Origin of the sequence: Saccharopolyspora rosea (assembly GCF_025643595.1) — a bacterium.
GTDB classification, from domain to species: domain Bacteria; phylum Actinomycetota; class Actinomycetes; order Mycobacteriales; family Pseudonocardiaceae; genus Saccharopolyspora; species Saccharopolyspora rosea.
Genome location: NZ_CP102826.1, coordinates 820,850 through 833,155, shown reverse-complemented (window position 1 = coordinate 833,155; position 12,306 = coordinate 820,850). Strand labels below are relative to the sequence as shown.

Below are 12,306 nucleotides of genomic sequence, written 5' to 3'. Positions count from 1 at the left end.
CAGCGGACATCGCGCACCAGGACCTACTGGGCGCACCGAGTGACGACGCCGACGAAGACCACACGAATCGAGGCACCCCGATCACCACGAGGAGTCGGCGTCGACCAAGCCGAGAACGGCGCGTGCCACCATCCGGGGACGCTCCATCTGAGCAACGTGCCCTGTCCGGGGTAACACGAGCAGCCGACCCCGCGGCAGCGTCGCCGCGGTCCGCGGCGCCTTCCGCGCGCTGACCACCCGGTCGGCCAGCCCCCACACCACCAGCGTCGGCGCGGCGACCTGCCGCAGCCGCCACCACAGCGACCGCGACGGCGGCACCAGCCAGGACAGCAGCAGCGCGGTGGTCGTGCGCCCGAGCGACGGTCCCGCCCACGGCAGCGCCTCGCGCTCCCGGAACTCCTCGGCGGCCTCGGCGACGCGGTGCGCGGGCACCGAGTCCGGTTCGGCGAAGCACAGCCGCATCAGTCGTTCGGCGCGCTCGTGCGGGGTGACCGCGGCCAGTCGGCGCCGGGCCCGCGCCCCGACGACCGGCAGCAGCGCGGGCACGATCCGCGCATCGGACAGCCTGCGGGGGTCGGGCCGCAGGTCCGGCATGGCCGGGGAGATCAACGTCAGCGTCGCGACCAGGTCCGGGCGGGTCGCGGCGAGCTCGACCGCCACGGCGCCGCCGAACGAGTTCCCGGTGAGGTGGACCGGACCGGCCCCGAGCCCGTCCAGGTACCGGGCCAGCACGTGGGCGTGGGCCTGCCGTCCGAAGTCGAAACCCGGCGGCGGTTCGCTGTGGCCGAAGCCCGGCAGGTCCACGGCGATGCTGCGCAGCCGCCCGGACAGCTGGCGGGACAGGTCGGTCCAGTTCGTCGCGGAGCCCGCCAGTCCGTGCAGGTGCACCGCGATCGGCGCGTCGGGCGCGGGCCCGGGGGTCTCGCGAGCGTGCAGCCGCAGCGGCCCCCAGCGGGTGTCGATGACGGTGCAGTGCCCGGGCGGCGGGGTCGCGGTCAGGTCCAGCGGCGGAATGCCGTCCACCGCGAGCGGTACCCTCGTCAATTCGCGGCGGAGCGGCGCGGCCGATGTCGTCGTCACGACTTACAGGATGCCGCCCGGACCAAACCAGCAGCGCGGCGCGCAGCGCCTCCGTGGGGGGGGTGGCGGTCGGGCCGCGGTCGGGCGACGGGCGGGCGGGAGTCGGTGCGTGCGTCTACCGGCGAGTAGAGTCATGATGCCCGGGGTCGCCCCGCGGCCCCCGACAGGGAAGGAACCGGGTGGAGGCGAGGATGACCGAGACCGCGCAGCCGAGCCGGGGGGTCCGGCTGCCCCGCGACGCACGCCGGGCGCAGCTGCTGGAGGCCGCGCAGCACGTGTTCGTGCACAACGGGTACCACGCGGCGGCGATGGACGACATCGCCGAGCGCGCAGGGGTCAGCAAACCGGTCCTCTACCAGCACTTCCCGGGCAAGCTGGAGCTCTACCTCGCACTGCTGGAGACGCACGGCAACGACCTGGTCCGCCGCGTCCGGCAGGCCATCGAGTCCACTCCGGACAACAAGCAGCGGGTGCGGGCGGCGGTCGGCGCGCTCTACGAGTTCGTCGACGGCGAGGGCCAGGCGTTCCGGCTGGTCTTCGAGTCCGACCTGCGCGGCGAGCCGGCGGTGGAGAAAGCCGTCGAGTCCGCCCTGTCCAGCTGCATCGACGCGGTGGCCGAGGCGGTCACCGCCGATGCCGGGCTCGACGCCGACCGCGCCCGGCTGCTCGCGGTCGGCCTGGTCGGCCTCAGCCACGTCACCGCTCGCTACTGGCTGGACGAGCAGCGGTCCATTCCCCGCGAGGAAGCGGTGAACCTGATGTCCACGCTGGCCTGGAAGGGGCTGGCGGGCTTCCCCCTCCAGTCGTGACGGGCGAGGCCGGGAGGGAACGCGCCGCCCTCCCGGCCTGCGCCGCTCACCGGACCGACACGCCCTGAGCCCGTTCGGCCGCGGTCGTGACCAGGCGACCGATCCTGGACGTGATCTCGCCGGCGCGCTCCAACGGCAGCATGTGCCCGGCCCCCGCGTAGAGCAGCAGCTCCGCCTCCGGGACCGCATCGGCGATCCGCCGCGCGTGCGGGAGCGGGCAGAGGCGGTCGTCGAGCCCGGCGGCGATCACCGTCGGCTTGGCGCGCAGCGCCTCCAGCACGCGGATCCGGTCGTGCGCGGCGAGCGACTCGCGGAACCCGGCCATGTTCGCCGGGTGGCAGCCGGCGACCCACTCGGCGGTCGCCGCCACGTCGGCGGGGTCCGGGTCGGTGCCGAACAGCAGCCACCGCAGCCCCGGCCGCAGCGGTCCGGCCTGCGGGCTGAACCGGCGCCCGCGTGCGACGGCGAGCCGCCTGCGGACCACCCGCTCGACCCGGTTGACCAGCGCGGCCACTGGCCGCGGCAGTCCCAGGTCGGGCGCCACCAGATCGCCACCGGAGGTCCCCACCAGGGCGACCGCGGCCACCCGCGCGTCGAACAGCTCCGGGTGCCGCTCGGCCAGCGCCATGATCGTCATGCCGCCCATGGAATGCCCGGCGAGCACCAGCGGGCCGTCCGCGACCAGCTCGGTGATCAGCTCCGCCACGTCGTCGGCGCACCGGGCGATGTGCGCGCTCCCCGGCGGCGCCGGGTCGCTCTCGCCGTGGCCGCGCAGGTCGAAGCGCAGCGTGCGGACCGGCACGTCGGCCGCCTTCGGCAGGCCGGTCGCCACCCGCTCCCAGGCGTGCCTGGTCAGCGCCCAGCCGTGCACGAACAGCACGGTGACCGGCGCGTCCGCGGGGCCGTCCACCACGACGCGCAGCCGGGTGCCGTCGCTGGTGGTGAACTCGGTGATCGGTGCGGTGTCGAGTTTCATCGGACCAGGAACGCCTTCCTCCACCAGCGCATACCGGGCTTGCCGACCAGCCCGGCCTCGCGCAGGAACGCCATGATCTTCTCGCCGCCCCAGTGCAGCGTGTCCTGGAAGTGCGGGTTCTCCCACGCCGCCCGGTGCGCGTCGCGCGGGCGCAGGCCGACGGCCTTGTAGACGCGGGGGTTGATCAGGCTGTAGCAGATGCAGTAGGAGACCAGCGCCGTCCAGTACTGGTGGTAGGCGCGCTCCGCGGCGTTGCACTTCGCCATCAACCGGACCACCTCCTCGCGGGCGAAGGTGACGTGCCGGGCCTCTTCCAGCACGTGGATCCGGTTGACCATGCGGACCAGCGGCTGGACGTCCTCGTCGTACATCTGGTCCCGCTGGAAGCGGTCCAGGATCTCCTCGGCGACGAGGATCGAGGCGTACGCGGACGGGCCCTTCAGCGTCGCGGGCAGGAATCGGCCGCCCAGGTGCAGCAGCGGCACCGGCCCGTAGGCGGGTGCGCCGATCCGGTCCACCGCCTTGCCGAACATGGTCGAGTGGCGGCACTCGTCGGCGATCTCGGTGAGCGCGTACTGCGCGTGGTTGCTGCGCGGATCGGAGTCGTAGAACTGCTTGAGCAGCATCTGCATCAGCAGGACCTCGAACCACAGCCCGTTGGAGGCGATGCTGGCGAACTCGTGCTTGGTCAGCTCGACCCGCTGCTCCTCGGTGAGCCGGTCCCAGTACTCGGTGCCGTACAGCGAGCTGCGCTTGAACGGGATGTAGGGCTTGCCCTCCGCCAGGGGGGCGTCCCAGTCGACGTCGACCTCGGGGTCGTAGCTGTTCTTGGCGGACGACCTCAGCAGCCGTGCCGCGGTCTTCTCCCGGTCGTTGACCTGCAGGGCCCTGCTCATCCGGCCATCTCCCCTTCGAGCTGCCGCAGACGCATATTGCATGTTACTTCCAGTAACAGTTACCTTGGGTAGCGTGAGCGACATCTCTCGCCCTGTCAAGACCGCTGCGCAGCAGAACCCCCGAGGCGACGCGCGGCGGGAGCGCTGGCGCGAGCACCGCCGCGCCCGGCGCGCCGAGTTCGTGGACGCCGCGGTGCGCGCGATCGGCAAGCACGGCGCCGAGGTCGGCATGGACGACATCGCGGCCGAGGCCGGGGTCAGCAAGCCGGTCCTGTACCGGCACTTCAGCGACAAGAGCGACCTGTACGTGGCCGTCGGCGAGTGGGGCACCGAGCTGCTGATGGAGCGGCTGCGACCGCTGCTGGCCGAGAGCGGCAGCCCCAACCAGCGCATCCACCGCCTGATCGACGCCTACCTGGGCACCATCGAGCAGTACCCGGACCTGTACCGGTTCGTGGTGCAGCGGACCTTCGCCGACAAGCCGGTCCGCGCCGACCCGGTGTCGGCGGAGAAGACCGTGATCGCCAACTCGCTGTCGCGCATCCTCGGCGAGTACATGCGGATGCTCGGCCTCGACTCCGGAGGCGTGGAGGCGTGGAGCCACGGCCTGGTCGGCATGGTGCAGGCCAGCGGTGACTGGTGGCTGGAGCGCCAGTCGATGAGCCGCGGCGACCTCACCGCCTACCTGGCGCAGATCATCTGGTACGCGATCGACGGCGTGCTGCGGGCGGCGGACATCGTGATCGACCCGGACGAACCGCTCGAACTCGACGGCGACAGCGGGCTCCGCCTGGTCGCCGACGACACCGGTACCGAAGCCACCGGCAACTGAAGGAGCGCCCGATGCAGGAGCACGACCACGACGAGGACGACTACCGGGGCCGGGCGACGGTGTCGACCGAAGATCGCGAGATCTCCGTCGACGTGGTGTTGCGCGGGCACTTCCAGCCCATCGACGGCAGGTTCCACTGGTACGGCCGGGTCGCGGCGCACGACGAGGTGCGCGAGCTCGCCGACGGCCGGAAGAAGGACGTGGTGTTGCGCACACCGCAGGGCGAGGCGGTCGGCACGCTGTCCGACCCGGACCCGTGGGGCCGCTACCGGATCACCGGTGTCGGACGACCGCCGTTCCCCGTGCTCACCGAAGCGGACCTGCGCTGAGACGACGGAGGGCGTCCCGGGACCGCTCCCGGAACGCCCTCCGCCACGATCGCGGGACGGTCGTCCGCCCCGCGCACGCTTGGACGCTCAGCCCACGCCGAAGCCGACGCGCGGCGCCTCCGACGCCCCGATCTCCACGTAGGCCACCTTGCCGGACGGCACGATGAACCGGCGGCCCTTCTCGTCGGTCAGGGCCAGCACGCCGTCAGCGTTCTTCAGCGCGTCGGCGACCAGCGACTCGACCTGCTCGGGGGACTGTCCGCTGGCGATCGTCAGCTCACGCGGGCTGTCCACGACGCCGATCTTGACCTCCACGCCGAACCTCCGTTGGAACTCGAACTCAGATGGATGCGGCCAGGCTATCCCAGCCCGCTCACCACCGGCGCCAACACCGCGCCTCAGAGCCCGTCTTCGAACTCGTTGTGCGTGGCGGTGCCGGGAGCGGAACCTCAGCGGCGGTGCCGGTTGCGAGACCGCTCACCGAAAGAGAAAGCGGCTGACGCCGCTTACCACGCCCCGCCGGAACCAAGTTCAAAGACAGGCTCTGATCAGCCCAGGCCGAGCCGGCCCATCCGCTTGGTGTGGTTGTTCTGCAGTCGGCGGAACATCGCGGCGATGCCGGTGAGGTCGCCGGAGCCCTTGATGATCAGCTCGGCGAGCGCGTCCCGCTCGGCCACCACCCGCTGCGCCTGCGTCATGGCCTCCCCGAGCAGCCGCCGGCCCCACAGCGTGAGCTTGTCCCGGAGCGTGCGGTCCTGCTCGCAGGCCGCCTGCACCTCGCGCTCGGCGAACGCGGAGTGCCCGGTGTCGGCCAGCACCGCCAGCACCAGCTGCCGCGTCGTCGGGTCGAGCCACTCGGCGACCTCGCGGTAGAAGTCGGCCGCCAGACCGTCACCCACGTACGCCTTGACCAGCGACTCCAGCCACGAGTGCGGCGCCGTGGACGCGTTGAAGTCGTCGAACGGCGCGGCGAACGGCTGCATCACCTCGTCCACCGCCACGCCCCGGCTCGCGAGGTGCTGTTCGAGCAGCTTGTAGTGCCCGATCTCCGCTGCCGCCATGCTGGCCAGGGCCGCCCGCCCGGTCAGCGTGGGCGCGGTCCGCGCGTCCTCGGCGAGACGATCGAAAGCCGACAGCTCCCCGTAGGCCAGGGCCGCGAGCAGGTCGACCACGCCCTCCTCGTAGCGTTCGTCGGCACCACCGGACAGCGTCGCGCTCTGGTCAGCCTCACTCATGTCAGGCAGCGTAACCGGCGGCGCCACGCCGTGGCCGCGCCCACGACGACCATCACCGGCCAACAGGTATCCTCGGCTCCGGAGGCTTCGGTGTCAGGCGGTGCGGTTTCCCCGCAGGGTCGGCTCCCTCCACGTCACGGTCCGGTCGTCCAGGGGCGGCCGAGCGGGACGGCCCCGGGACACCGCCGGCGCGAGCGCCCCGAACGCTCGCGGCACCCCGACGCCGAGAGGAAGAACCAGCTGGACCAGTACCGCTGGGCGAACAGAGGCGCGCACCATCACGTCGGTGACCACGAGCACATCGCGCGGCCGCGACCACGCAGCCGCGCCGCCGGGAGGACGTCACGACGGATCGGCCCGTTGCGGGAGGCGTGCGCGCGAGTACCGAGAGAGGCGATCATTCTGACGTTCACCAACAGCCAGGCCACCGACGGCCTCGAAGATCGGACAGGGGGCGGCGGCCCCGACATCGTTTCCGCGGTGTCGTCCGGCGCCCCCACCTTCGCCGAACTGGACGTGCACCCGGACATCGTCCGCGCGCTGCACGAGTCCGGCATCGAGCACACCTTCGCCATCCAGGAGCTGACGCTGCCGCTGGCGCTGCGCGGCGAGGACCTGATCGGCCAGGCGCGCACCGGCACCGGCAAGACGCTCGGCTTCGGCGTCCCGCTGCTGCAGCGGCTTCAGCTGCCCGGCGACGGAACTCCGCAGGCGCTGGTCGTGGTGCCGACCCGCGAGCTGTGCCTGCAGGTCACCCGCGACCTCACCGAGGCGGGCAAGCACTTGGGCGTGCGCACCGTCGCCGTCTACGGCGGGCGGCCCTACGAGGAGCAGATCGCGGCGCTGCGCGAAGGCGTCGACCTGGTCGTCGGCACCCCCGGTCGGCTCCTGGACCTCGCCGAGCAGCGGCAGCTGGTCCTCGGCAAGGTCCGCGGCCTGGTGCTCGACGAGGCCGACGAGATGCTCGACCTGGGCTTCCTGCCCGACGTCGAGCGGATCATGCACATGGTCCCCGAGCAGCGGCAGACGATGCTGTTCTCGGCCACCATGCCGGGCCCGATCCTCACCCTGGCCCGCACGTTCATGACCCGGCCCACGCACATCCGCGCCGAGCAGGCCGACGAGAGCGCGGTCCACGAACGCACCCGCCAGCTCGTCTACCGCGCGCACGCGATGGACAAGACCGAGCTGATCGCCCGCGCGCTGCAGGCCGAGGGACGCGGGCTGACCATGATCTTCAGCCGCACCAAGCGGCAGGCGCAGAAGCTCGCCGACGACCTCGTCGAGCGCGGGTTCGCCGCCGGGGCGGTGCACGGCGACCTGGGCCAGGGCGCCCGGGAGAAGGCGCTGCGCGCCTTCCGCTCCGGCAAGGTCGACACCCTGGTCGCCACCGACGTCGCCGCCCGCGGCATCGATGTGGCGGGCGTCACGCACGTGATCAACCTGCAGTGCCCGGAGGACGAGAAGACCTACGTGCACCGCATCGGGCGCACCGGCCGCGCCGGCCGCGAGGGCGTGGCGATCACCCTGGTCGACTGGGACGAGGAACCGCGCTGGAAGCTGATCAGCGACGCACTCGGCCTGGACAAGCCGCAGCCGGTCGAGACCTACTCGACCTCGCCGCACCTGTTCAGCGACCTGGACATCCCGGAGGACGTCACGGGTCGGCTCCCGCTGGCCAAGCGAACCCGGCCCGGCCTGGAGGCCGAACCGGACGGCGAGGTGCGCAAGAGCCACGGCAACCGCCGTCGCCGCCGCACCCGCAGCGGCGTGGAGCAGAAGCCCGCGGACGGCGACACCGCCGGCACCGACGAGACCCGCCCGGCGGGCCGCCGCAAGCGGCGCCGCACCCGGGGTGGCGTCGACGTCGCCGCGAACGCGCAGTCGTCGGACTCGGCGAGCGGGGCCGGTGACGGCGACGAACGCCCCCGCCGTCGGCGCCGCAGGCGGCGCGGCTCGGCAGCCGCGACCGGCGAACCGGGCGACGCCGCGGGCGCGCACAGCGGTCGCTCCGACGACGGCGCCGCGTAGCTAAGCTGGCCCGGAACGCCAGAGCCGATCTAGGAGTCGCCAGTGGTCCGGCCGGAACGGCGCACGAAAGCCGACGTCGCCGCCGCGGTGGTGCTGGTCGCGGCCGTGATCGCGGGCTCGGCGGTGGTGTGGTTCAACAGCGACGCGCGTGCCACGGTCTCGCAGACCGCACCCCGACCGCTGCCGGAGCAGCCGCCAGCGGTGGCCGTTCCGCCGACGCTGACCGAGGCGTGGCGCGCGCCGAGCCCGGCCACGCCGGTCCCGGTGGTGGCCGGTCCGGCCGTCGTGACCGGGGCGGGCTCGGAGGTCGTCGGCCGGGACCCGGTCACCGGGCAGCCGAGCTGGTCGTACTCCCGCGACATTCCACTGTGCACGGTCGGCTCGGAGTGGAACCGGGCCCTCGCGGTCTACCGCAAGTCGCACAACTGCAGCGAGGTGACGTCGCTGCGCGGGGCCACCGGCGTGCGCGGTCCGCAGCGCAATTCCGACGCCGAGTTCGGCACCCGACTGCTCTCCGACGGCACCTACGTCACCGCGACCGGCCGCCGCACCTTCGAGTCGTGGCGGTCGGACATGGTGCTCACCGAGCAGTACGGCATCCCGGTCGACCTGAAGAACCCGGACAACAACATCGAGCGCCCGGACTGCACCTACTCGTCGGTCGCCGTCGGTGAGGCGCGCATCGGCGTGATCGAGAAGTGCCCGGGCACCACGCTGGGCGACCGGGTCACGATGCTCAAGACCCACCCGAAGGACTACGAGAAGTCCGAGCAGGTGTTCAGCACCGGCCTCGGCAGCACGCAGACGAGCGTCGTCGCGGTGAACGAGAAGCGGGTCGCGGTGCTGGTCCGGGACCGCTCCGAGGTGCTGGTCTACAACACCGGCGGTTCGATCGCCGCCCGCTACCCGGTGCACCTCGGCCCCGCCGACCTCCACGGGAACGTCCAGGTGGAGCCGACCCGCACCGGCTCGCACGTCTACTGGCACACCGGCGCGGACACCCTGGCCCTGGACCCGACCACGCTCACCCCGCAGTGGACCGTCCCGGACGCGCTGGGCCCGGGGATCGACTTCGGCGGCCGGGTCCTCGTCCCGGTCCGGGACGGTCTCGCGGTGCTCGACCCGGCGACCGGGGCGCGGGAGTGCGTCATCCCGGTCGACCGGCACGGCTACCCGGGTCCGGTGCAGCTCGGCGCGGCCGGCTCGACGCTGCTGGAACAGCGCGGCGACACCCTGGTCGCGCTGCGCTGAGTCCACTTCGGACGCTCAGGCCCACCACCAGAACCACAGCGAACCGAACACGACCACCAGGACGCACACCAGCGCCCAACCGCCGACGGTGTCGCGGCGGCGGTCCGACACGGCCTGCAGCACCACGGCCACGAGACCGCTGACCACCTGCCAGATCACCGCCGGGAGCCCGGGCCCCTCCTGCCCGTGCGCGGTCGCCCAGAACTGCATTCCGACCAGGGCGAGGCCGAGCACCAGGGACCCGGCCGCCAGCGATCCGGTGATGCCGCGCAACGCCGTACCGGCCCGGCTGGAGCGGACCGGACGGGCCCGCGCGTGCCGCGCGCGAGGTCGCACCACCACGTCGGGGTGGAGGTCGTCCCGCGGACGGCGCGGGTCCCGGGAGCCCGGTCGGCGCATCGGGTCGTCGGGCGATCGTGTCGGTCGCATGTCGTCGTCAGTCTCCCAGTGACGCCCACGGCGGCACCTCTGGTGCGGCCTGCCTGCCCTCCGGGCAGTGCGCGCGGAAATCGCACTGGGAGCAGTGCCGACCGGTGCGCGGCGGGAACAGTTCCTCGACGTCCCCCGACTCCGCGAACGCGTCAGTGGCGGCCTGGAGTTCCCCGGCCAGCCGCTCGGCCCGCGCCAACAGCTCGGCCAGCGACTCCTCGGTGTGGTCCCACCCGGCGACCTGCCCGCTCGGCAGGTGGTGCAGCTCCACCCGGTGGCACTCCTGGTGCAGGTTCTTGCGCGCCGCGAGCGCGTACAGCCCCAGCGCGAGCAAGTTCTTCGCGTCGTCCAGGCGAAGTCCGTGCCGCCCGGTCTTGTAGTCGACGACGACGAGCTCACCGTCGCGGTCGTCGAGGCGGTCCACCCGCCCCTCGGCGATGATCGTGCCGAGCGGCGCGGACACCCAGCGCTCGACGGCGACGACCGACAGTCCGGGGTCCAGTCGCGCCACGTACTCGCGGACCCAGCGCTGCGCCCGTTCCCGGTAGTCGGCGGCCTGCTCGCGGTCGGCGAATCCGTCGTTCTTCCAGTACTCGCGCACCAGCGCCGCGGCCCGTTCCGGAGTGCGGTGCGCGGGCCGGAGTTCGAAGAAGGCGCGCAGGGCGTTGTGCACGACGGCGCCGAGCGTGCTGCCCGCCCAGGCTCCCGCGCGCGAGGGCGTCGGCCGGTCGAGGTAGGTCATGCGGTACTTGCGCCTGCACAGCGCCCAGGTGGCGAGCCTGGCGGGCGTCACGCGCACCAGTCTGGCGGGAATGCCTTCAAGACTCAGCTGGCCCTGCACGCACACCACAGTACGCAGCTTCGCGCCCACACCACGATTCGCCCCGCCCGGCGCTCGTTTTCAGCCGATGACCTTGCTGCCGGTGCAGCGCTCCACCAGGCGATCCAGCGAATCGGGCGCAGTGGTCTCCTGGCCGATCTCGATCGTCTTGTTGGTGCCGTGGTAGTCGCTGCTGCCGGTCGGGATCAGGTCGAGGTCGGCGGCGAGCCCGCGCAACCGCTCCCGGGTGACCGCGTCGTGGTCGGGGTGGTCGATCTCGACTCCGCCGAGCCCGTGCTCGGCGAGTTCGGCGACGACCTCGGCGGTCACCACGGGCCCGCGCGCGGTCGCGAACGGGTGCGCCAACACGGTGATCCCGCCGGCCTCGGTGATCATGTCGATGGCCCGGCGCACGGGAGTGTCGGTGCGCGGCAGGTAGTAGCGCCCCCCGGCGCCGAGGTACCGCGCGAACGCCTCGTCCACGCTGCCCACCGTCCCGGCGCGCACCAACGCCCGCGCCAGGTGCGGACGCCCGCCCGGGGAGTCCGGCGGCAGTCCGGCCATCAGCTCGTCGGGATCGACCGGGAACCCGTCGTCGGCCATCCGCCGCGCCATCTCGCGCAACCGCTCCCGGCGCTCGGCGCGCAACCGCGCCTGCTCCGCGGCCAACGCCGGCGACTTCGGGTCGAACAGGTAGGCCAGCAGGTGCACGGTGATCTCGCGGCCCCGTCCGTCCGGCGACGAGCAGGACAACTCGGCCCCGGGCACCAACCGGAACCCGGACGCTCCGGACAGCTCCGACACGGCCTGCTCGGCCTCCGCCCACCCGGCCGCGGTGTCGTGGTCGGTCAGCGCGACCACGTCGAGCCCGGCCGCGACGGCGGCGGCGACGAGCTGCGCGGGTGTGTCGGTCCCGTCGGACTCGGTGGAATGCGTGTGCAGGTCGATTCGCACACCCATCAGTGTGACTGACGTGCCCTGCGCGGGCGCCGTCAGCCCGACGTCAGAGCTTGGCCGCCTTGCGCTTGCCGACCGCCGCACGACGCGCCTTGAGCATGGAGAAGCGGTCCTGCTGGCTCTTCTTGTCGCCGAAGACCAGCCCGGAGATCGCGTCCTCCACCTCGTCCGGGTTCGGCACGTACTCGATGCGGTTCAGCGCCTGGATCTGACCGGCGGACTCGACGACGAGCGTGCCGTAGCCGAGCACGCGACCCATCAGCGTGCGCGCGAAGGTGAGGTCGGTGACCTTCGTGATCGGCATCATCGCCACGTTGGTGGTGAAGATGCCGGTGGTGATGAGGAACCGCTTGTCGGTGACGACGATGCGCTCCACGTACCAGTCGAGGACCTGGTAGGTGAAGCGCACCAGCACGACCAACCCCGCGTACCAGAGGACGTTCTGCACCACGGCGTTGTTCTCCGGCAGCAGGTAGGACACCATCACGATGCCCAGGAGCAGCCCGACCGCCTCGAAGAGGTCCCAGACCAGGCATGCCCAGTGCCGCCGGACGCGAATGACCCGGCGTTCGGTGTCGAGCAGGTACTCGTCGGGATCCTTCGGTGCGAACACGGCACCCGCCTCCTGCGGCTCGCGTCTACCGTCGTTGTGTGGCGCGGC

14 protein-coding genes are annotated in these 12,306 nt (G+C 72.5%); 5 read left to right on the top strand and 9 right to left on the bottom strand.

The window, feature by feature from the left end:
* Window positions 1-81: 81 nt before the first annotated feature.
* Window positions 82-1,080, bottom strand: a complete 999-nt coding sequence (locus tag NV263_RS04105; protein ID WP_263251164.1) for an alpha/beta fold hydrolase — start codon at window positions 1,078-1,080, stop codon at window positions 82-84.
* A 191-nt stretch (window positions 1,081-1,271) separates the two neighbouring features.
* On the opposite strand from NV263_RS04105, the gene NV263_RS04100 reads away from it, so the two are divergent.
* A complete protein-coding gene (locus NV263_RS04100) occupies window positions 1,272-1,889 on the top strand; it encodes a TetR/AcrR family transcriptional regulator (RefSeq protein ID WP_263251163.1) in 618 nt (205 codons plus the stop codon).
* A 46-nt stretch (window positions 1,890-1,935) separates the two neighbouring features.
* On the opposite strand, the gene NV263_RS04095 is transcribed toward NV263_RS04100, so the two are convergent.
* On the bottom strand, window positions 1,936-2,865 hold the full coding sequence (locus NV263_RS04095; protein ID WP_263251162.1) for an alpha/beta fold hydrolase: 930 nt from the start codon (window positions 2,863-2,865) through the stop codon (window positions 1,936-1,938).
* The gene (locus NV263_RS04090) at window positions 2,862-3,761 is read right to left on the bottom strand and encodes an AurF N-oxygenase family protein (protein WP_263251160.1); all 900 of its coding nucleotides are present in this window, start codon (window positions 3,759-3,761) and stop codon (window positions 2,862-2,864) included. Before NV263_RS04090 ends, NV263_RS04095 begins: the two co-directional genes overlap by 4 nt.
* 73 nt (window positions 3,762-3,834) lie before the next feature.
* Here NV263_RS04090 and NV263_RS04085 point away from each other — a divergent pair, with 73 nt between their 5' ends.
* Together NV263_RS04085 and NV263_RS04080 are read left to right on the top strand one after the other, a co-directional pair.
* Entirely contained in the window at window positions 3,835-4,593 is a 759-nt protein-coding gene (locus NV263_RS04085) for a TetR/AcrR family transcriptional regulator (RefSeq protein WP_263251159.1), read from the top strand.
* Between the two features lie 11 nt (window positions 4,594-4,604).
* On the top strand, window positions 4,605-4,922 hold the full coding sequence (locus NV263_RS04080) for a DUF4873 domain-containing protein (protein ID WP_263251157.1): 318 nt from the start codon (window positions 4,605-4,607) through the stop codon (window positions 4,920-4,922).
* A gap of 87 nt (window positions 4,923-5,009) precedes the next feature.
* Here the strand turns inward: NV263_RS04080 and NV263_RS04075 are convergent, their stop codons facing one another.
* Together NV263_RS04075 and NV263_RS04070 are read right to left on the bottom strand one after the other, a co-directional pair.
* Window positions 5,010-5,237, bottom strand: coding sequence for a DUF3107 domain-containing protein (locus NV263_RS04075; protein WP_263251156.1), 228 nt, complete (start codon window positions 5,235-5,237; stop codon window positions 5,010-5,012).
* Between the two features lie 233 nt (window positions 5,238-5,470).
* Window positions 5,471-6,157, bottom strand: coding sequence for a ferritin-like domain-containing protein (locus NV263_RS04070; protein ID WP_263251155.1), 687 nt, complete (start codon window positions 6,155-6,157; stop codon window positions 5,471-5,473).
* Window positions 6,158-6,637: 480 nt separating this feature from the next.
* Between NV263_RS04070 and NV263_RS04065 the strand changes: the two genes are divergently transcribed.
* The gene (locus NV263_RS04065; protein ID WP_263251154.1) at window positions 6,638-8,188 is read left to right on the top strand and encodes a DEAD/DEAH box helicase; all 1,551 of its coding nucleotides are present in this window, start codon (window positions 6,638-6,640) and stop codon (window positions 8,186-8,188) included.
* Window positions 8,189-8,230: 42 nt separating this feature from the next.
* Entirely contained in the window at window positions 8,231-9,439 is a 1,209-nt protein-coding gene (locus NV263_RS04060) for an Rv3212 family protein (protein ID WP_263251152.1), read from the top strand.
* A 15-nt stretch (window positions 9,440-9,454) separates the two neighbouring features.
* Here the strand turns inward: NV263_RS04060 and NV263_RS04055 are convergent, their stop codons facing one another.
* The 4 genes from NV263_RS04055 to NV263_RS04040 form a co-directional block, all read right to left on the bottom strand.
* On the bottom strand, window positions 9,455-9,868 hold the full coding sequence (locus NV263_RS04055) for a hypothetical protein (protein ID WP_263251151.1): 414 nt from the start codon (window positions 9,866-9,868) through the stop codon (window positions 9,455-9,457).
* 7 nt (window positions 9,869-9,875) lie between these two features.
* Window positions 9,876-10,661, bottom strand: a complete 786-nt coding sequence (locus NV263_RS04050; protein ID WP_263251150.1) for a RecB family exonuclease — start codon at window positions 10,659-10,661, stop codon at window positions 9,876-9,878.
* A 108-nt stretch (window positions 10,662-10,769) separates the two neighbouring features.
* Window positions 10,770-11,648 carry a PHP domain-containing protein gene (locus NV263_RS04045; protein ID WP_263251149.1) on the bottom strand — a complete coding sequence of 293 codons (879 nt, stop codon included), beginning with the start codon at window positions 11,646-11,648 and terminating at the stop codon, window positions 10,770-10,772.
* A gap of 43 nt (window positions 11,649-11,691) precedes the next feature.
* Window positions 11,692-12,258 carry a PH domain-containing protein gene (locus tag NV263_RS04040; protein ID WP_263251147.1) on the bottom strand — a complete coding sequence of 189 codons (567 nt, stop codon included), beginning with the start codon at window positions 12,256-12,258 and terminating at the stop codon, window positions 11,692-11,694.
* Window positions 12,259-12,306 lie beyond the last annotated feature (48 nt).

Excerpts from the sequence above, each read along its gene's own strand:
- NV263_RS04095 (WP_263251162.1), bottom strand. The coding sequence starts at position 2,865 with ATGAAACTCGACACCGCACCGATCACCGAGTTCACCACCAGCGACGGC.
- NV263_RS04090 (WP_263251160.1), bottom strand. The coding sequence starts at position 3,761 with ATGAGCAGGGCCCTGCAGGTCAACGACCGGGAGAAGACCGCGGCACGG.
- NV263_RS04070 (WP_263251155.1), bottom strand. The coding sequence starts at position 6,157 with ATGAGTGAGGCTGACCAGAGCGCGACGCTGTCCGGTGGTGCCGACGAA.
- NV263_RS04045 (WP_263251149.1), bottom strand. The coding sequence starts at position 11,648 with ATGGGTGTGCGAATCGACCTGCACACGCATTCCACCGAGTCCGACGGG.
- NV263_RS04080 (WP_263251157.1), top strand. The coding sequence starts at position 4,605 with ATGCAGGAGCACGACCACGACGAGGACGACTACCGGGGCCGGGCGACG.
- NV263_RS04100 (WP_263251163.1), top strand. The coding sequence starts at position 1,272 with ATGACCGAGACCGCGCAGCCGAGCCGGGGGGTCCGGCTGCCCCGCGAC.
- NV263_RS04055 (WP_263251151.1), bottom strand. The coding sequence starts at position 9,868 with ATGCGACCGACACGATCGCCCGACGACCCGATGCGCCGACCGGGCTCC.